Source organism: Roseobacter sp. CCS2, assembly GCF_000169435.1.
GTDB lineage: Bacteria > Pseudomonadota > Alphaproteobacteria > Rhodobacterales > Rhodobacteraceae > Yoonia.
The window spans coordinates 851,673-870,209 of the sequence record NZ_AAYB01000002.1 but is presented as its reverse complement, the minus strand read 5'-3'; the positions used below and the strand labels follow the sequence as shown (position 1 = coordinate 870,209).

Here is an 18,537-nt window from a genome sequence, read left to right as displayed (position 1 = left end):
ACGCAGTCAAAGGAAGCGCCACATGCTTGACCTCCAGTATACAGCCCCTGCCCCCAAAACCATCGCCGGTGCAACCAGCGACTGGGAGCTCGTGATCGGCCTTGAGGTGCATGCGCAGGTGGCAACCAATGCCAAGCTGTTTTCTGGCGCCTCCACCCTTTTTGGCGCAGAACCCAACAGTAACGTGGCCTTTGTGGATGCAGGCATGCCCGGTATGCTGCCTGTCATCAACGAAGGTTGTGTTGCGCAGGCGGTGAAAACCGGGCTGGGCCTGAACGCTGAGATCAACCTGTTCTCTGCCTTTGATCGCAAAAACTATTTCTACCCTGATTTGCCGCAGGGCTATCAGATTTCGCAGCTTTACCACCCCATCGTTGGCGAAGGCGAAGTGCTTGTCGAGATGGGCAATGGTGAGGCGCGCAATGTGCGCATCGAACGCATCCACCTTGAACAGGACGCGGGCAAATCCATTCACGACATGGACCCCACAATGTCATTCGTGGACCTGAACCGGACCGGCGTCGCCCTGATGGAGATTGTAAGCCGCCCTGACATTCGCGGGCCAGAGGAAGCCGCAGCCTATGTGCTGAAACTGCGCCAGATCCTGCGCTATCTGGGCACATGCGATGGCAATATGCAAAATGGCAACCTGCGGGCAGATGTGAACGTGTCGGTGTGCAAGCCTGGCGATTATGAGAAGTATTGGGAAACCCAAGACTTCAGCCATCTTGGCACCCGTTGCGAAATCAAGAACATGAACTCCATGCGGTTCATTCAGATGGCAATTGATTTTGAGGCACGCCGCCAGATCGCCTTGATCGAGGACGGTAGAGAGGTCGTGCAGGAAACGCGGCTTTATGACCCGGACAAGAACGAAACCCGTTCGATGCGATCCAAAGAAGAAGCGCATGATTACCGCTACTTCCCCGATCCTGATCTGCTGCCGCTGGAGATTGAGCAGGCTTGGGTAGACGACATCAAAGCGTCTTTGCCTGAATTGCCCGACCAGAAAAAGGCGCGGTTTATCAGCGACTTTGGCCTGTCAGACTATGACGCGTCCGTCTTGACCGCCGAAGTAGTCAATGCCGCGTATTTCGAAAAAGTTGCCGAAGGCCGCGACGGTAAGCTGGCTGCGAACTGGGTGATCAATGAGCTGTTTGGGCGCTTGAAGAAAGAGGACCACAGCATCGAAGACAGCCCTGTGTCCGCCGCCCAATTGGGTGAATTGATCGGCTTGATCAAAGCAGGTGATATCAATGGCAAGATTGCCAAAGATGTTTTTGAGATCAGCTATACGACAGGCCGTAACCCGGCAGAGATTGTTGAAACCGAAGGCATGAAACAGGTCACGGACACCGGCGCTATTGAAACAGCCGTGGATGAAATCATTGCGGCCAACCCTGCGCAGGTTGAAAAGGCCCAAGCCAACCCCAAATTAATCGGATGGTTCGTTGGTCAGGTGATGAAGGCAACGGGTGGCAAGGCCAACCCTGCGGCCGTTAACCAGATCGTTTCGGCCAAGCTAGGCCTGTAACGGCAAGGCGCATTGGCACGACGCGCGGGTTTTGATAGACCTGCTTGGGTGGAATGATAGGTGAAGTGATGAGCTACGAATATAAAGTCGTACCCGCGCCCGCGCGCGGATTGAAAGCGAAGGGCATTAAAACTGCCGAACATCGCTTTGCCCATGCGCTGGAGACAGCGATGAATGAACTGGCTGGCGACGGCTGGGAGTATTTGCGCGCCGACACATTGCCATGCGAACAACGCGAAGGATTGATGAGCAAGACGACCGTCTATCAGAACATGCTGGTTTTTCGGCGCACCAAGGTGCAGGCAAAACCCGCCATCGCAGCACCCAAACCGGCGATTGCACCGCCGCAGCCGCAACCAGAGCTGACCGAAGAGAAAAAGCTGATCGCGACGCGAAAAACTGATGACAACGCCGAAACCCAGCCAGACACAGCAACTGATGCTGGCAAAAAGTCCGGTTCTTCTGCTGATGTTGCCGCCGAATAATTATTGAATATCAATCGCTAAGGCGTGAATTCGTCCAATAATATCTTTACCAAGGGCTGCATGTACGGCGCGGTGGCGCGCAATACGCGACATATCGTCCAATGAAGCGGCCTTGATCACCACCCGCCAATGGCTTTCCCCTGATCCATCATCACCCGAATGGCCTGCATGCAAGGCGCTTTCGTTGATGACATCGACGTGCTGTGGCGAAAGGCTGCCCAATGCGTCACGAATTTCTGTTTCAAGTGCCATTATTTTCTGCCAGCCCTCTTCAATCTTCCGCTGCAAGGTTTATTGTATCTGCTCCGAACAGAAAAGGTAACGCGCCTCATGAAGAAAGATGACCCCTTTGGTTTCGACATGTCTGTGTCGAGTTCGAAGAAAAAGAACCCGCGCGGGCGGCGTGGGATGTCTGGTGCATCCGAGACATCAACGCGTATTTGCGATCATGAGGGCTGCCAAGAGGCGGGCAAGTACCGCGCGCCCAAGTCACCCGATGTGTTGGATGATTTCTTTTGGTTTTGCCAACAGCACGTGCGTGAATACAACCTGAAATGGAACTTCTTTGATAGCACATCCGAGGCCGAACTTGCGGCCCAAATGGATAGCGACCGTGTTTGGGAACGTCCAACCAAACCGTTCAAGCGCACAGTGGAAGAAGCAGCATGGGCACGGCTGGGTGTCGATGACGCGCATCAGGTGCTGGGCGAAAACGCGACCCGCAATCCGGGCCGCGGTGCGGCAACAGGGCGCAAACTGCCGCCAACCGAACGCCGCGCAGTCGAGATTTTGGAAGCCAAGGACAACATGTCCAAGCAGGAAATCCGCAAAGCCTATAAAGCGCTGATCAAGGTGCTGCACCCGGATATGAACGGTGGCGACCGCAGCCAGGAAGAGCAGCTTTCAGAGGTTGTCTGGGCCTGGGACCAGATCAAAGTCAGCCGCAATTTTCGCGATAAAGATTAAAGGCACCCAAGGGTACCTTTAACCAATTGCTTGGCACGTTAGATTTAGTCGCGGTGGTACAACTGTGCGCGTGACAACGTGCTCAATTGCGATGTTGCGCTGCGATGCGCCTCGCGACCGATACCAAAAGCACGCTCTTCTTCCACGATGGACATCAAATAATGCGCACCGAATGTCGCCGCCAGCCAAATCGCGGCCAACCACGGTTTCGCAATAAAGGCCGATAGCATCATCAGTGGTGCATAAAGCGTACCCTCAAACGGTACGGTCAAGCTGCCGGCCACAACTGCCGCGATCAAAGTTGCAATAACAATACCAACCATTGCACGCGCAATGCCCATCATGCCAAGGTTACCCATCCAGCCCCGCGCAAGGTACAGACCAACGCCAGCGCTGATCGCGCCGGAAATCGCGACCCAATAGACAAAGTTGGTAGGTTCAATAACCAAAGTATAAGGCGCGGCTAAACCAGCCATCACCACCAGCGCCACAATTGGCGCTACAAGAATGACAACAAGATAGCCAAGCAAATAAGCTTTTTCGCCTCTTGTCAGATAGAATTTCTTTGTAAAACGCTCAAACATAGCGTTCACCCCCATTTACTCTTTATCTCAAACGACTTTTACGCAGTAGCGTCGGTTGCTCTTGTGCAAACACCACGAGGCCACCGGCTCTATAGGCAAGAAATTGCCACAATTGAGCGCCTTATTCAAGGTAAATTCGGCGAATACTTGCCTATACCTAAACAACTATGTGTAATTCCTGATACTTTTTCCACCAACGAAACGTAACGCAGGTGGTACATGCGGCCTGTCAACAGCCAATTTAGCTAAGAATAGCAAGAATTTCAAATGCAGGCGAGCGTATAGCGCGCTTTGCAATCAGGGCGCGATTAGAATCGTTGGCACGCAATGATGGCTTTAGGCGCGAAACACGAGGCTTACGCCGTTCAGACAATGCCGTTTGCCAGTGGGTGCCGGCCCATCATCAAAAATATGACCCAGGTGGCTTCCGCATCGGCGGCAGTGCACCTCAGTTCGGACCCGCAACAGTTTGCGGTCCGGCTTTGTGCCAACCGCATTTGGCAGACTATCGTAAAAGCTGGGCCACCCGGTGCCGCTGTCATACTTGGTGGACGATGGATAGATAGCCAGGTCACAGCCACGGCAATGGTACGTACCCTCTGCATAGTTTTTATCCAAAGGTGAGCTTCCCGCCCGCTCCGTCCCTTCTTCACGCATCACCCGGTATTGCGCGTCCGTCAGCATCGCACGCCATTCGGCTTCTGTGCGGGTAATTTCAAAGTTTTGGGCGCGCAGTGCCGCAGGTGCGACAGCGCTCGCCAGCGTTGCGAGTGTGAAAGTGCGACGGTTCATCATAGTATAATCCTTTGTGTTGCAGATAACATAGGCCCCCAATCACACTGCCGCCTAGCAAAATGGCGCAAAACCACGGGCATGTGATCGGCTGTCATAAGGCGTGTGCCCTATCAGAAATGCGCCCTTTCCCTTGCAGCGCCGCGCGTTATGTTGCATCCCCGAACCAAAGACGGTTTGACGATGAAAAAAGGCACTCACGATGGCGGACGGTATGACTGACATGCAAGCAAAACCAACCGAAGAGATTTCGGTCCGCGAAGTGTTTGGCATCGACAGCGATATGAAGATCAAAGGTTTCGCTGATCGCTCTGACCGCGTGCCTGAAATTGACGGCACCTACAAATTTGATCCTGATACGACTTTGGCAATCCTTGCGGGTTTTGGCTATAATCGCCGTGTCATGATCCAAGGGTATCACGGCACGGGTAAATCCACGCATATCGAACAGGTTGCGGCCCGTCTGAACTGGCCGTGTGTGCGTGTGAACCTTGACAGCCACATCAGCCGGATCGACCTGATCGGGAAAGACGCGATTAAACTGCGCGACGGTGTGCAGGTTACCGAATTCCATGAAGGCATTTTGCCTTGGGCCCTGCGAAACCCCGTTGCGATTGTGTTTGATGAATATGATGCAGGCCGTGCCGATGTGATGTTTGTGATCCAGCGCGTGTTGGAAACTGACGGTAAGCTGACGCTGATGGACCAGAACGAAATTATTACGCCAAACACATATTTCCGCCTTTTTGCGACGGCGAACACGGTTGGATTGGGCGACACGACAGGCCTGTATCACGGCACGCAGCAGATCAACCAGGCGCAGATGGACCGTTGGTCGCTTGTCGCGACGCTGAACTACCTTAGCCATGATGCAGAGACAGCGATTATCCTGTCTAAGTCCCCTCACTTCAATACCGAGAAGGGGCGCAAGACCATCAGCCAGATGGTGACAGTCGCCGATCTGACGCGCACCGCATTTATGAATGGCGACCTGTCCACCGTTATGTCGCCGCGCACCGTGCTGGCATGGGCCGAAAACGCACGCATTTTCCAAGACGTCGGCTATGCCTTCCGCCTGTCATTCCTGAACAAATGTGATGAGCTGGAGCGGCAGACTGTGGCCGAGTTCTATCAGCGCTGCTTTGATGAAGAGCTACCTGAAAGTGCGGCAAGTCTGAGCTTGGGTTAAGCTAAGGTGGGTTAGAACCCACCTTACAAAAACAAAGCGTTTCCAAAATGCCTGATTGATAGACACAAAATTTACCGTCATGCTTTATGTATGGGCGGAATGAAAATCCTTGGCCATCACCTTACGCTATGCCTCGCGTTGCTTTGCGCCCCCAAAGCAGACGCGCAATCCATTGATACGGAACAACAACTACGCACATTCGCGACCTGCGCAGGCCGATTGTCCGCTGTGATGGAACACCAGTGGATATTTGATGGCCCAGCGTCAGAGCACACCAAAATTCAGCGCGCCGCTGTCATTGATCTGGTCGAAGCGATTATGCCAACCGACCGTGGGCGCGAGGTGTTGCATTGGCGCATCTCGGCCAAACTGGCACAATCAGCCCTTCTGACACGCGCGACGTTCAACGATGATGAACGCGATGCCGCTTGGGCGCACGAACGGGCGCAACGGCTGAGACAGGACTGTACAGGATTACTTCTGAGCTGATTTCAACAAGTTTGAAGAAAACACAGGGTTGTCTTAATGCGGTCGCTTTTCTACCCATGATGTTGAAAAATATCTGAACCGGAGCAGACCCATGAAAATGAAGATCGGCACACCGCTGCCTGCTGATTACGTGGTTAGCCACGAAGATTTGGCCGAAACGGCATCAACCTTGATTGCCCATGCGCTGTTGCCGCTGTTTGCAGAAAACATGAGCGAAGAAATGGCCAAAGCTAATGTTGAAGGCATTGTGACCGAACTGGCGTATCTGTTTGATGACGGCGAGATTGAGCTGGGCGGAAAAATCTTCCGACCCCGTTTGGCATTTATTGATGAAACCGGTGCCATTCTGCCAGGTGCAGCGCAATTGAACACACTGCACCAGCTTGCCGATGCCCCTTTTGAAATTGCGCCCGAAGCGGGCATCACTTTTGAAGAGCCGGAATTTGTCGACGAGTAGTTTCCGGCCTTCGGGGACTGGTCATTACCCCTTGTGAGTTCTAGTTTATGGCGGAGTAAAGGACCCCGCCATGAACAAACCATCCGACAACCCAGCCGATCCTTTTAAAAAGGCGTTGGCGGAAGCGACCAAAGTCATGGCGGATGACCCTGAATTGGCGGTCACCTATTCGGTTGATCCTGCGGGGCAAACCGCCGACACGATCCGCCTGCCCCAAGTGTCCCGTCGCATGACACGCGACGAGGTTTTGTTGGCGCGCGGCACTGCGGATGCCTTTGCTTTGCGTCATAAATTCCACGACCCCAAAGTTTCTGCCCGTTATATGCCGCAAGGCCAGATGGCGCAGGATCTTTACGAAGCGATGGAAACCGCCCGGATTGAAGCCGTGGGCGCGGAATATATGCCCGGCACAGCAGGCAATATCGACGCCAAGATTGGCACGGAAGCGATGCGCAAAGGCTATGATCAGATCAGCCAAGCCTCTGACGCGCCTTTGGCCGTCGCTGCGGGCTATTTGATCCGCCATATGGCGACAGGCCGTGATCTGCCCAAAGGTGCCGAAAACGTCATGGAACTGTGGCGCGGGTTCATCGAAGATCACTGCGGCGGCACGCTTGAAAACCTTGCCGACACGCTGAACGATCAACAGGCCTTTGCAAAATTTGCGCGCCAGTTGATCAGCGACATGGGCTATGGCGATCAGTTGGGGGATGATCCCGACACCCTTGATGATGATCAGGACGATGAAGCCGAAGAAGGGTCTGATGACGATCAGGACGAACCCGATAGCACCGGTGATGATGACAGCGAAGGCGACGAAGCTGAAGGCACGCCAGAGCAATCGCAGGAAGACCAACAAGACGCCAGCCAAGCGCAAGTCAGCATGGATGATCAGGCTGATGCGGAAATGGGCGAAGAGGCCGAGATGCCAGAAGGCGAGGCCCCATTAGAGCCACCTGCCCCGCAGCCTGTGTCGGATGCCGATCCTGACTACAAAGTTTCGACCGTTGAGTTTGACGAGGAGATATCGGCAGAGGATTTGGCCGAACCTGTCGAATTGGAACGCCTGCGCGCGTATTTGGATCAGCAGTTAGAGCCGCTTAAAGGGGCCGTGTCCCGGCTGGCAAATAAATTGCAGCGTCGATTGCAGGCCCAGCAAAACCGATCTTGGGAGTTTGATCGCGAAGAAGGGATTTTGGATGCCGGGCGTTTGGCGCGCGTTGTCGCTTCGCCGACCACGCCTTTGTCATTCAAAGTCGAGAAAGATACTGACTTTCGCGATACTGTCGTAACACTACTTCTCGATAACTCTGGCTCGATGCGTGGCCGCCCCATTTCCATTGCGGCGATTTGTGCGGACGTTATGGCGCGCACATTGGAACGTTGCGATGTGAAGGTCGAGATTTTGGGTTTTACCACGAAAGCATGGAAAGGCGGGCAAAGCCGCGAAAAGTGGCTGGCCGAGGGACGTGAAGCCACGCCCGGCCGTCTGAACGATTTGCGCCATATCATCTATAAGTCAGCAGATGCGCCATGGCGGCGGACGCGCCCGAATTTGGGGCTGATGATGAAAGAGGGCCTCTTGAAGGAAAATATCGACGGGGAGGCGCTGGAATGGGCGCACCGCCGCATTACGGGGCGCCAAGAGCAGCGTAAGATTCTGATGGTCATCTCAGATGGTGCGCCGGTGGACGACTCAACTTTGTCCGTTAACCCCGCGAATTACTTGGAAAAACATCTGCGTGACGTCATTGCAATGGTCGAGAAACGCGAAGCGGTTGAATTGGTCGCGATCGGTATCGGACATGATGTGACCCGGTATTATGAGCGTGCGGTGACAATCACGGATGTGGAACAGTTGGCCGGTGCGATGACCGAACAATTGGCAAGCCTGTTCGACAGCGATCCACGTAAACGTGCGCGCGTTTTGGGAATGCGCAAGGCAGGGTAGGTTCCATGTATGTTGCTGGCATCTGATGTCTGCAGCCGACATAAGATAGCCCGTAGAAAGAAAGCTGGTTTTACCTATGTTTCAGACGTTTGAGGCGCAAACTTCACCTGATCAAGGACCACCGCGGCTGGTGGCACTGCGCGCCTTGATGGCACAAAAGGGCTTTGATGCGTTTCTGGTACCCCGCGCCGATGCACATCAAGGCGAATACGTCGCACCGCGTGATGCGCGGTTGGAATGGTTGACTGGGTTTTCGGGGTCGGCTGGGTTTTGTGCGGTATTGGTTGATATTGCGGGCGTGTTCATTGATGGGCGCTACCGCGTGCAAGTCCGTGCACAGGTTGCTGATGTTTACACACCAGTGCATTGGCCCGAAATTCAGTTAAGCGATTGGCTGTTGGAACAAATGCCGCAAGGCGGGACATTGGCCTATGACCCCTGGCTTCACACCGCATCAGAGATTGCGGGGCTGCGTGAAAAGCTGACTGGATTTAAATTGGTCCCGACCACCAATCTGATTGATGAAATCTGGGATGATCAACCCGCACCCCCTGCCGCGCCGTTCACCGCGCATGCGCTGGAACATGCGGGCGAAACACATGATGCCAAGCGCGCGCGACTGGCAGTGGATATGAAGGAAAGCGCTGCTGCACTGACATTACCGGACAGCATTGCGTGGCTTTTGAACATTCGCGGCACTGACATCGCCCGCAACCCTGTGCCGCAAGCCTTTGCAATTTTGCATAATGACGGTCGCGTCGATCTTTTTGCAGGGCCGGGCAAAGCCGCTAACATTGCAGATCATCTTGGCGCTGATGTCACAGTCCATGACGTGGCTGACTTTCTTACCGCGCTTTCCGGGCTTGAAGCCAAGGTGCTGGTCGACAAACGCAGTTGCCCTGACAAAGTGGTCACTGCACTGAAAGAGGCCAATTGCGACGTGGTAAAAGGCCAAGACCCATGCGTCTTGCCCAAAGCCTGCAAGAACCAGACCGAGATTGCCGGTGCAAAAACAGCCCATGAACGTGACGCCATCGCAATGGTGCGGTTTCTGGCCTGGCTTGATGCAGAAACCCCCAAGGGTGAGCTGACCGAAATTGACGTGGTCAAGGCGCTTGAAGGGTTCCGCATGCAAACCAATGCACTGCGCGATATCAGTTTTGAAACGATCTGTGGTGCAGGGCCAAACGGTGCAATTGTCCATTACCGCGTCAGCAAAGACACGAACCGCCCGGTTGCGGAAGGTGATCTGTTGCTTGTCGACAGCGGGGGCCAATATGTGGATGGCACAACCGATATCACCCGCACAATGGCGATTGGCATGCCAACGGATGAACACAAGGCCTGCTACACGCGTGTTTTGCAAGGTATGATCGCAGTCAGCCGCATACGTTTTCCCAAAGGCGTGGGTGGGCAGCACCTGGATGCGCTGGCGCGGGCACCCTTGTGGATGGCAGGGCAGGACTATGACCACGGCACAGGTCATGGTGTCGGCAGCTATCTAAGCGTGCATGAAGGGCCGCAAGGGATTTCGCGGCGTTCTGAAGTGGCTTTGCAAAAAGGGATGATCCTGTCGAACGAGCCGGGTTACTACCGCGAAGGCGCGTTTGGCATTCGGATCGAAAACCTGATTGTTGTGATTGACGCGCCTGCCCTAAATGGCGCGGATGATCGCGCGATGTTGTCTTTCGATACACTGACCTATGTACCTTTTGACCGACGGTTGATCGACACCGCACGACTGACAAATGCAGAACGGGACTGGATTGATCGCTATCATGCCGATACATTGATGCTTCTTGCCCCCCGATTGGATGCACAGACGCGCGATTGGCTGACCAAAGCCTGCGCGCCGCTCTGACATCAGGCGAATAGCGTATTTTGACGTTGGTCCCGTCTGCCGGTCACTAACAATTTTGACGAAAAGGAAATCACCATGGCTGATCATATCAAAATCCGTCCTGCCACAGGCACGTGGGTTGTGCGTGCCGCAGGCGCCGTTATCGGCGAAAGCACCAATGCGCTGGAACTGGTAGAAGGTGATTATCCGCCCGTGATTTACTTTCCACGGGGTGATCTTGCGATGGCATTTCTGGAACCGACAGACGTGACCTCAAAATGCCCGTATAAGGGCGAAGCAAGCTATTTCACAATCGAAGCCAAAAGTGGGCCAATTGCAAATGCGGCCTGGTCCTATGAAACGCCGCTTGAGGCAGTGTCAGCCATCAAAGACCATATCGCGTTTTATTCTGAAAAAGTCGCGGTTGAGGAAGTCTAGGAATGTTCCTCAGCGGCGGTTTCTGACAAAGCGCGGTTCATGGCCCGCAACGCGTCAACCTGAAACAATGCGCCCCATAACTCTGGCGGGGCATCTTCACCGCCCAATGTCACAACGGGGATAAACCGGTGGCCTGCCCCTTCGAAGATCGGCATCGCCTGTTCCAACGTGGCGTTACCATCGACATAAACACCGTCGCGGATAAGATCCCAGCAGTCGTCCTCTGACGCTGCATTCTTGGCGTCCATCTGACGCATAACGGATGACACTTTGAAGGTGGCAAGCAGATAAGCCTGTGGACCCGCCGCAAGGTGCACGTTGCGACGTTCCAACTGGGTCAGAAAGAAGGACCGATCGACAAGGCGCGATGACAGGGCTGTGGAAAGCGACACAGCGACCATCACAGCAAGACCGGTCTGCCAGTCGCCCGTCAGCTCAAATACAATCAGGGTTGTGGAAATCGGCGCGCCCAGCACGGCCGCGGCAACCGCCCCCATGCCCGCCAATGCATAAAGCGTCTCACTACCGGATACAGTTGGGAAGATCGGGGTCGCGATCAGCCCAAAAGCTAAACCTGTCAGCGCCCCTACCATGAGGGATGGTGAAAAGACGCCACCACCCATACGACCCCCCATGGTGATTGCAACCGCTGCAACCTTGAGAATGACAAAGACAATCGCCTCATACAGCACTAACTCTCCGGTCAGCGCGGCAGATGTTGTTTCATAGCCAACGCCGATGATATGAGGCCACCAGATTGCCATAGCGCCCAACAGCGCACCCGCAATCGCAGGCCGCAGATAACGCGGGATGCCTGTTTCGCGTTGGATGTAGTTACCAAAATCCTCAGCCCAAAAGATCGCCTTCATCAGCGCGACGGCGACAAAGCCGCAAACAAGGCCAAGGATCAGGAACGCGGGCAGTTCCACGTAAAAACCTAAAGCATTTTGAACCGGCAAGGCGAACTCTGTCACGTCGCCAAAAACAAGGCGATTGATGACTGTACCAACAGCCGAGGCGATCACAATGGGTGCAAAAGCGTGAACCGCGAAATGGCGCAGGACGACTTCCAACGCAAAAAGGGCACCTGCGATGGGCGCGTTAAAACTGGCCGAAACAGCAGCAGCCACCGCACAGCCCAGCAAATCACGGCCGGTGATGCCGTTCGCATTGATCCATCGGCAAATACCGGTTGAGATTACAGCGGCCAGATGCACAACCGGCCCTTCACGACCGGATGATCCCCCGGTCGATAATGTAATCATCGAAGCCGCAGCAGACGCCAGACCGCGCCTGACCTCGACCCGTCCTTCAGAAAGGGCTGCCCCTTCGATCACATCCGCCACCGACCGCACGCGACCATCGTCGGTAAACCGATCCAAGATAAGGCCAACAACCAGCCCGCCGCAGATCGGGATGAGTAATATTTGGTACCATGCCAGCCCGGCAGCAAACGAATGCAGCGTCAGAACATCGTCGGTCCCGTAAGCCGTTGTCTGGATCGCATAGATACCAAGACGGAACAGTACGGCTGCAAAGCCTGCGGCGATCCCAATAGCCAAAGCAATAAACCAGAACTGAATTTGGTTGGGGCCGTGGGTTTTCATAACCTGCGCGGCATCACGGCAGGCCAGCGACGCATCAGCAATCCCTTGCTGCAGCAACGCTTTCACTGGCTTCCCCATGCGGTTTGCTTTCTTACGGACGGCTTAGCGCTGTCGAAAATTCACGGAGGGCGCAAACCCTGACGCCCTTTACACCTACTTGATGGGAAAGTCGCTTCCAAGAAAAAGTTCGCCTCGTCCAGCAACCGGATAATCCAGGCGCGAAACTGTGTTGTTCGTGCTGTTAGATACCTTTTTATACAATCCTTGCGTGTACATCGCAAAATTTTGACGTTGCGTCATGCAGATCGCCCACCGGGCGCTGCTGACTTAACCCCGGAAGGAAATCCGTCTGTTTCAAAGGATATCTGCATCATTTTCTTAGAAAATACAGGCGATTTGCAGGATTTGAGAAAGGCTTATTAATCAACTCTCGATAGTTATGTCAGGAATAGTGACATACTTTGGTACAGGTTGCCGACCACCTTTTGTCTTTGTATTTTCATTTTACGAGGTGTGTATTGCCTCAAAGGTTAGTGAGTGAATGAGAGTGCTGACCTGCTTTTTTCGCAACCAGTACTTGATGTTATCGGAAGGCCGCTTGTTTGGCCCTCCACAAATGAACGACGTGTATCGCGGAGGTGAGTGGCCGAGGTGCACTGGTATGAGTGGGATTGGTAACCGGTAAAAGTTCAGGGCGTCGCAGTTTTGCGGCGCCCACTTCTTTTCTAGGCATTCATCAGGGCGCGCGCTGCATCTCTTGCTGCGTCGGTAATGGTGTCGCCTGACAACATTCGCGCAATTTCATCCACGCGTGCACCCGTATCAAGTGCAACGACCGTTGATCGCGTCGCGTCTTTGGTCTGCTGTTTTTCAACGCGCCAGTGATGTCCCGCCAATGCCGCAACCTGTGGTGAGTGTGTCACCACCAAAACCTGTCCATCGCCCGCCAGTTCAGCTAAACGACGCCCAACCGCGTCCGCCGTCGCCCCGCCAACGCCGCGGTCAATCTCGTCAAAGATCATGGTCAATCCGCTGGCACCTGCTGTCAGGCAGACCTTCAGCGCCAAAAGAAAACGGCTCAATTCCCCACCCGACGCGATCTTGTTAAGCGGGCCTGCTGGTGCGCCCGGGTTTGTTGCAACGGTAAAGGCCACAACGTCGGTTCCGTCCGGCCCGGGTTGGTCGGCATCTGTTATTTGCGTCGCGAACACAGCCCGCTCCATCTTTAGCGGAGCCAGTTCTTTTGCCATGGCCGCATCCAGACGTTTCGCAGCTTTCACGCGTTTGTCGCGCAGCCCTGCGGCAGCGGCATCATAACTGGCCTGTGCTGCCTGAACCGCTGTGGTCAATTCCGCTAAATCGCGCGCGCCATCATCCAGTACAGCCAGACGCCGACGCAGATCATCAGCAAAACTGCGTAAATCATCTGGCAGCACATTGTGTTTGCGTGCGAGACCACGAATAGCGAACAACCGCTCTTCGGCGTCTTCAAGTTCAGACGTATTGAAAGACAATGCATCCAGACATTCGGCAACGCCGCGCTGTGCGTCATCCAAACCGGAAAGAACCCGTTCTAATGCTTCCAGTGGCGCATCAACGCGCCCTTCCGCTTCTGCCGCTACGCCTTGCAACCACCGCGAGGCATCACCGATCATGCCCTCTGCCCCCTGCAAGCCCAAAGCATCTGCGGCCTTAATGATATCAGTGCGAATCTTTTCAGCGGCCTGCATCAGGCGCCGCTGCGCGTCCAAGGTTGCTTCCTCACCGACCTCGGGCGCCAACGCATCTAATTCGGCAACAGCGTGACGCAAATAATCCTCTTCTACCCGTGCCTCGGCTATTTTGGTCTCAGCTGACTGCAAGTCGCGCTGTGACGCACTAAGCGCACGCCAACTGGTGCGTGTCTTATCGACAGCGCCCTCTAATGCAGCATAGCTGTCCAGCATCTGACGGTGACCACGTGGGTTCAGAAGACCGCGATCATCATGCTGGCCATGCAGTTCCACCAAGGTTTCCGACAGTGCGCGCAGGACCTCACCACTGACACGGCGGTCGTTGATCCATGCCGTCTTACGGCCATCTCGTGTGTTCACGCGGCGCAAGATCAGTTCATCGTCGGCACCAATGCCCGCTTCTTCAAGAACCGCAAAGCCCGGATGCCCGGGTGGCAATTCGAACCACGCGGTAACTTCGCCTTGTTCTGCCCCTTGCCGCACCAGTTCCGCACGACCGCGCCACCCCAGAACAAAACCCAAAGCATCCAATAAAATCGACTTACCTGCGCCTGTTTCACCTGTCAGCACGTTTAGACCGGGTTGAAACGCAAGTTCCAACCGATCAATAATCAGCATGTCCCTGATGTCTAATCCACGAAGCATATCATGGCCCAAAGGGCGGGGACGCCCCCATCATCATTACAACCACTCACCGCGCAGCACCTGGCGGTAAATCGACGAAAGCCAGTTGTCGCCAGCCACATCAGCCGACAGCCCCTGCCCCGTCAACAGCGCAAAGCTGGATTCGTACCATTCACTGGATTGATAATTATACCCCAGAATCGCCCCAGCTGTCTGTGCTTCTTCAAGCAGCCCCAGCGACAGATAGCTTTCGACCAAACGATGCAGCGCCTCTGGCGTATGTGATGTGGTTTGAAAATCTTCGACCACCGTACGGAACCGGTTGGACGCCGCGATATAGTTCCCGCGTTTCAGGTAAAAGCGCCCGATTTCCATTTCCTTGGCCGCAAGATGATCAAAGGCCAGATCAAACTTTAGCACTGACGTGCTGGCGTATTCGCTATCGGGATACTGTTCGATCACAAGGCGCAAGGATTGGAGCGCCTGAAATGTTAACCCCTGATCGCGACCAACCTCATCAATCTGGTCGTAGTAAGAGAGTGCAAGAAGATAGGCTGCATATGCTGCGTCTTCTTCGGCTGGATAAAAGTCGAGATATCGCTGCGCAGAGGCCCGGCTGTTTGGATAGTCTTCGTCACGATGATAGGCGAAGGCCTGCATAATCAAGGCGCGCTGTGCGAATTCAGAGTATGGGTAAAGCCGTTCAATCTCACCAAAGGTAAAGGCCGCATCATCGGGGTTACCCCGTTCAATCTGCCGCTCACCCCGTTCAAAGATCTGTTGCGCTGTCAGATCATCCAGCGGCTCACCGCCACGATCATTACCACTGCAAGCTGCCAGAACGGCCAAGCTGACAGCTGCGCCAAAACGGAACATCCAACGGCTGGCCTGGCCCTTTTTGACTGACATTCTTGCGTCCTCACTCACACGTGTTTGCTTGGCAACAGCACTCAACAGCTGCGGCTTCAGGTCGGTCTAACATAGAAAAATGGGGGGCAAAATGCCCTTTTGAACGCAATACGATCAACTGTCAGTGGGTAGAAATCAGGCGACAGCATCCAAGTCAGCCATGCTGACGCCAACACCGGGTAAACGTGCTGCAATTTTCGCATCACACTGCACAAAACGCCATGCGTCCGGCTGCGCAAATAAGGCGCGTAACAGCTTGTTTGTCATCGCATGACCAGCACGTGAACCTGTATAACGACCAAGGATCGGCGCGCCGGCGGTATAAAGATCACCCAGTGCATCCAACATCTTATGGCGCACGGCCTCATCCGCGTGGCGCAGCCCGCCGGGTGTCAGCACGTCTGCACCATCGACAACGACGGCGTTATCAACCGTGCCACCCAGTGCCAGACCATTGGCGCGCATCGCATCAACATCAGCAGATCGGCAGAATGTGCGGCTGTCGCAAAGTTCGCGCACAAACGCGCCATTCGCCATATTCAAAGTCTTCTTCTGGCGGCCAATCGCTGCATCAGCGAATTCAATCTCAAAATCAATCTGGAGCGTTGTGGCAGGCGCCAACGTCGCGGTGGCCCCGCCTTCGGATACAGACACTTCGCGCAAAATCTCGATCGCTTGTAACGGCGCGGAAAGGCGTGTCAGCCCCGCTTCTACAATACCGCGCACGAAAGTGGCGGCACTGCCATCCAAGATCGGCACTTCGGGGCCGTCGATATCAACCAAAACATTGTGCACACCACAACCAGCGAGCGCGGCCATCAGATGTTCGATCGTTGAAACCGTCACACCGTCCGCATTGCTTAACCGCGTGTTCAAGGGGGATACGATGACATCACGGAAATCGGCCCGCATGGTCGGGCGACCAGCCACATCGGTGCGACGAAACACGATCCCGCTGTTTGCAGCGGCAGGGTGCAGAACAACGCGCACATCTTCACCCGAGTGCAGACCAGTGCCCTCAAAGGTGACGTCAGTTTTCAATGTCGTTTGCACGTGTATTTCGCCCTTGCAGCATTTTTGGTGTTAAACTGAATTAGGCTGCAATAGCCGTAGCCTCAACTCACTCTTTGCGACGGTCTGAAACACTTGTGGCAGGAACTGTGGCAAGACTAAGGCACGCCCTGCAAGTTGTTCAAAACAAAAGAAAAAGGCCGCAAGATTGCGGCCTTTCCATTCTATGCTACGTCACGTCAGTGCAACAGTTATTTCAGATCAATTGGCCTGGCGGCGCAGGAACGCAGGGATTTCGATCTTTTCCTGGTCATCTGACTGCTCTGGTTCTTGATGCAACGCTGTCACCTGCGGCTGTGCGCGCGCTGGTTGTTGCGGGGCTCCTTCCGCTTGCGCACCCGTCATGCGGTTGATCAGGGAATTGATACCGAACCGTGGTTTGTCCGCTTCGGTGGGTGCCGCTGCCGCAGCTGGTTGTTGCGGCGCTTCCGCATTTGGTACACGGCTCACGGCGGCCTGCAAACGCGCCAATGCTTCCGGTGACGGTGTACCGGGTGTCCCGGCACGTGGGGCGACGAAAGTATCCGCCGCTGTCAGCGCCGGTTCTGGACGCGGTGTGTAAGCAGGCGGTGGCAGATCATCCGATGCCACCTGTTGCGGTGCAGGTGCGGCCTCTGGCGCAGGTGCAGGCTGATAAGCCGCAGCAGCAGCAGGTTCAGCAGGCGCATCCAGATTTTCAAACAAGGTACGTTCCTGCGCAACGGGTTGCGGTTCAGGCGCAGCTACGGCAGCGACAGCCGCGGGGGCCTCTGGCTGTGGTTCCGCGACTTCGGCGATTGGGGCCAATGGCGCTGCCATAGACCGGCGTGGCACGGGTGCTTCGGATTCTTTGGCAATCGCATCAATACCTGTTGCAACAACAGACACACGCATTTTGCCTTCCATGCCGGTATCCAGCGTCGAGCCCACGATGATGTTTGCATCACCGTCAACTTTTTCGCGGATTTTGTTGGCAGCTTCATCCAGCTCAAACAGTGTCAAGTCATAACCACCGGTGATGTTGATCAGCACACCCTTGGCACCCTCAAGTGAAATTTCATCCAAAAGCGGGTTGGCGATGGCTTTCTCGGCCGCCTGAATAGCGCGGTTTTCGCCGTCAGCCTCGCCAGTGCCCATCATGGCTTTGCCCATCTCATCCATCACGGCCCGGACATCTGCAAAGTCGAGGTTGATCAGACCGGGACGCACCATCAGATCCGTCACACCTTTGACGCCTTGATAAAGAACATCATCAGCCAATGCGAAAGCTTCTGTAAATGTCGTATTTTCATTGGCCAGACGGAACAGGTTCTGGTTTGGAATAATGATCAGCGTATCGACAACTTTCTGAAGGGCTTCAACACCTTCTTCGGCTTGCTTCATGCGCTTGGCACCTTCGAACTGGAAGGGTTTGGTCACAACACCAACGGTCAGAACACCCAATTCACGGGCGGCCTGCGCGATGATTGGCGCGGCCCCTGTCCCGGTGCCGCCGCCCATGCCCGCAGTGATAAAACACATATGCGCGCCAGCAAGATGATCAACGATTTGTTCGATGCTTTCTTCAGCGGCAGCCGCACCAACGGTTGCGCGTGCGCCAGCGCCCAACCCTTCGGTCACCTTTAAACCCATCTGGATTTTCGCACCTGCGCGCGATTGTTGCAGCGCCTGCGCGTCAGTGTTCGCCACGACAAACTCGGTCCCATCAAGCTCTTGCTCGATCATATTGTTTACGGCGTTACCGCCAGCACCACCCACACCGAATACGGTGATACGTGGCTTCAGTTCTTCGTGCCCTGGAAGGGAGAGATTCAATGTCATAACGCGTTCCGCCTGTTTTTTATTTGCCCGTGCCCGCGGGCGATTACTGCTTATTAAGACTCACATTA

17 protein-coding genes are annotated in these 18,537 nt (G+C 54.9%); 9 read left to right on the top strand and 8 right to left on the bottom strand.

Translation table 11 applies throughout. The features are described 5' to 3' along the window. Positions 1–22: 22 nt before the first annotated feature. Positions 23–1,534 carry an Asp-tRNA(Asn)/Glu-tRNA(Gln) amidotransferase subunit GatB gene (gene gatB, locus RCCS2_RS11030; protein WP_008234180.1) on the top strand — a complete coding sequence of 504 codons (1,512 nt, stop codon included), beginning with the start codon at positions 23–25 and terminating at the stop codon, positions 1,532–1,534. A 68-nt stretch (positions 1,535–1,602) separates the two neighbouring features. Continuing rightward, positions 1,603–2,019: a DUF4177 domain-containing protein gene (locus RCCS2_RS18690; protein WP_008234179.1), complete on the top strand. Its 417-nt coding sequence runs from the start codon at positions 1,603–1,605 to the stop codon at positions 2,017–2,019. Here RCCS2_RS18690 and RCCS2_RS11020 read toward each other — a convergent pair whose 3' ends face one another. Continuing rightward, on the bottom strand, positions 2,020–2,271 hold the full coding sequence (locus tag RCCS2_RS11020; protein WP_050770804.1) for a BolA family protein: 252 nt from the start codon (positions 2,269–2,271) through the stop codon (positions 2,020–2,022). It lies immediately after the preceding gene. 78 nt (positions 2,272–2,349) lie between these two features. Between RCCS2_RS11020 and RCCS2_RS11015 the strand changes: the two genes are divergently transcribed. Beyond that, positions 2,350–2,985, top strand: a complete 636-nt coding sequence (locus RCCS2_RS11015) for a DnaJ domain-containing protein (protein ID WP_008234175.1) — start codon at positions 2,350–2,352, stop codon at positions 2,983–2,985. 44 nt (positions 2,986–3,029) lie between these two features. Here the strand turns inward: RCCS2_RS11015 and RCCS2_RS11010 are convergent, their stop codons facing one another. After that, positions 3,030–3,569, bottom strand: a complete 540-nt coding sequence (locus RCCS2_RS11010; RefSeq protein WP_008234173.1) for a hypothetical protein — start codon at positions 3,567–3,569, stop codon at positions 3,030–3,032. Between the two features lie 336 nt (positions 3,570–3,905). Continuing rightward, on the bottom strand, positions 3,906–4,361 hold the full coding sequence (msrB, locus tag RCCS2_RS11005; RefSeq protein ID WP_037294050.1) for a peptide-methionine (R)-S-oxide reductase MsrB: 456 nt from the start codon (positions 4,359–4,361) through the stop codon (positions 3,906–3,908). Positions 4,362–4,563: 202 nt separating this feature from the next. Between msrB and cobS the strand changes: the two genes are divergently transcribed. From cobS to RCCS2_RS10975, 6 genes are all read left to right on the top strand, one after another. Continuing rightward, positions 4,564–5,550, top strand: a complete 987-nt coding sequence (gene cobS, locus RCCS2_RS11000) for a cobaltochelatase subunit CobS (RefSeq protein ID WP_008234170.1) — start codon at positions 4,564–4,566, stop codon at positions 5,548–5,550. Between the two features lie 90 nt (positions 5,551–5,640). Then, positions 5,641–6,039: a hypothetical protein gene (locus RCCS2_RS10995; RefSeq protein WP_156788505.1), complete on the top strand. Its 399-nt coding sequence runs from the start codon at positions 5,641–5,643 to the stop codon at positions 6,037–6,039. A 91-nt stretch (positions 6,040–6,130) separates the two neighbouring features. Next, positions 6,131–6,496, top strand: a complete 366-nt coding sequence (locus RCCS2_RS10990; RefSeq protein ID WP_008234166.1) for a hypothetical protein — start codon at positions 6,131–6,133, stop codon at positions 6,494–6,496. Between the two features lie 70 nt (positions 6,497–6,566). Next, on the top strand, positions 6,567–8,447 hold the full coding sequence (gene cobT, locus RCCS2_RS10985; protein ID WP_008234163.1) for a cobaltochelatase subunit CobT: 1,881 nt from the start codon (positions 6,567–6,569) through the stop codon (positions 8,445–8,447). A gap of 76 nt (positions 8,448–8,523) precedes the next feature. Further along, the gene (locus RCCS2_RS10980; protein WP_008234161.1) at positions 8,524–10,308 is read left to right on the top strand and encodes an aminopeptidase P family protein; all 1,785 of its coding nucleotides are present in this window, start codon (positions 8,524–8,526) and stop codon (positions 10,306–10,308) included. A gap of 75 nt (positions 10,309–10,383) precedes the next feature. Beyond that, positions 10,384–10,725, top strand: a complete 342-nt coding sequence (locus RCCS2_RS10975) for a DUF427 domain-containing protein (RefSeq protein WP_008234160.1) — start codon at positions 10,384–10,386, stop codon at positions 10,723–10,725. On the opposite strand, the gene RCCS2_RS10970 is transcribed toward RCCS2_RS10975, so the two are convergent. The 5 genes from RCCS2_RS10970 to ftsZ form a co-directional block, all read right to left on the bottom strand. Beyond that, complete coding sequence (locus RCCS2_RS10970; RefSeq protein WP_232204263.1) at positions 10,722–12,332, bottom strand: chloride channel protein; 1,611 nt, start codon at positions 12,330–12,332, stop codon at positions 10,722–10,724. The two genes, RCCS2_RS10975 and RCCS2_RS10970, sit on opposite strands and share 4 nt — an antisense overlap. A 725-nt stretch (positions 12,333–13,057) precedes the next feature. Continuing rightward, positions 13,058–14,710 (bottom strand): DNA repair protein RecN, encoded by a 1,653-nt coding sequence (gene recN, locus RCCS2_RS10965; protein WP_037293876.1) that lies wholly within the window; start codon positions 14,708–14,710, stop codon positions 13,058–13,060. A gap of 36 nt (positions 14,711–14,746) precedes the next feature. Beyond that, a complete protein-coding gene (locus RCCS2_RS10960; protein WP_008234148.1) occupies positions 14,747–15,598 on the bottom strand; it encodes an outer membrane protein assembly factor BamD in 852 nt (283 codons plus the stop codon). Between the two features lie 135 nt (positions 15,599–15,733). Then, complete coding sequence (gene lpxC / locus RCCS2_RS10955) at positions 15,734–16,651, bottom strand: UDP-3-O-acyl-N-acetylglucosamine deacetylase (RefSeq protein ID WP_008234147.1); 918 nt, start codon at positions 16,649–16,651, stop codon at positions 15,734–15,736. Positions 16,652–16,870: 219 nt separating this feature from the next. After that, complete coding sequence (gene ftsZ / locus RCCS2_RS10950) at positions 16,871–18,469, bottom strand: cell division protein FtsZ (protein ID WP_008234146.1); 1,599 nt, start codon at positions 18,467–18,469, stop codon at positions 16,871–16,873. Between the last annotated feature and the right edge of the window lie 68 nt (positions 18,470–18,537).

Excerpts from the sequence above, each read along its gene's own strand:
- gatB (WP_008234180.1), top strand. The coding sequence starts at position 23 with ATGCTTGACCTCCAGTATACAGCCCCTGCCCCCAAAACCATCGCCGGT.
- RCCS2_RS18690 (WP_008234179.1), top strand. The coding sequence starts at position 1,603 with ATGAGCTACGAATATAAAGTCGTACCCGCGCCCGCGCGCGGATTGAAA.
- RCCS2_RS11020 (WP_050770804.1), bottom strand. The coding sequence starts at position 2,271 with ATGGCACTTGAAACAGAAATTCGTGACGCATTGGGCAGCCTTTCGCCA.
- RCCS2_RS11015 (WP_008234175.1), top strand. The coding sequence starts at position 2,350 with ATGAAGAAAGATGACCCCTTTGGTTTCGACATGTCTGTGTCGAGTTCG.
- RCCS2_RS11010 (WP_008234173.1), bottom strand. The coding sequence starts at position 3,569 with ATGTTTGAGCGTTTTACAAAGAAATTCTATCTGACAAGAGGCGAAAAA.
- msrB (WP_037294050.1), bottom strand. The coding sequence starts at position 4,361 with ATGAACCGTCGCACTTTCACACTCGCAACGCTGGCGAGCGCTGTCGCA.
- cobS (WP_008234170.1), top strand. The coding sequence starts at position 4,564 with ATGGCGGACGGTATGACTGACATGCAAGCAAAACCAACCGAAGAGATT.
- RCCS2_RS10995 (WP_156788505.1), top strand. The coding sequence starts at position 5,641 with ATGGGCGGAATGAAAATCCTTGGCCATCACCTTACGCTATGCCTCGCG.
- RCCS2_RS10990 (WP_008234166.1), top strand. The coding sequence starts at position 6,131 with ATGAAAATGAAGATCGGCACACCGCTGCCTGCTGATTACGTGGTTAGC.
- cobT (WP_008234163.1), top strand. The coding sequence starts at position 6,567 with ATGAACAAACCATCCGACAACCCAGCCGATCCTTTTAAAAAGGCGTTG.
- RCCS2_RS10980 (WP_008234161.1), top strand. The coding sequence starts at position 8,524 with ATGTTTCAGACGTTTGAGGCGCAAACTTCACCTGATCAAGGACCACCG.
- RCCS2_RS10975 (WP_008234160.1), top strand. The coding sequence starts at position 10,384 with ATGGCTGATCATATCAAAATCCGTCCTGCCACAGGCACGTGGGTTGTG.
- RCCS2_RS10970 (WP_232204263.1), bottom strand. The coding sequence starts at position 12,332 with ATGAAAACCCACGGCCCCAACCAAATTCAGTTCTGGTTTATTGCTTTG.
- recN (WP_037293876.1), bottom strand. The coding sequence starts at position 14,710 with ATGCTTCGTGGATTAGACATCAGGGACATGCTGATTATTGATCGGTTG.
- RCCS2_RS10960 (WP_008234148.1), bottom strand. The coding sequence starts at position 15,598 with ATGTCAGTCAAAAAGGGCCAGGCCAGCCGTTGGATGTTCCGTTTTGGC.
- ftsZ (WP_008234146.1), bottom strand. The coding sequence starts at position 18,469 with ATGACATTGAATCTCTCCCTTCCAGGGCACGAAGAACTGAAGCCACGT.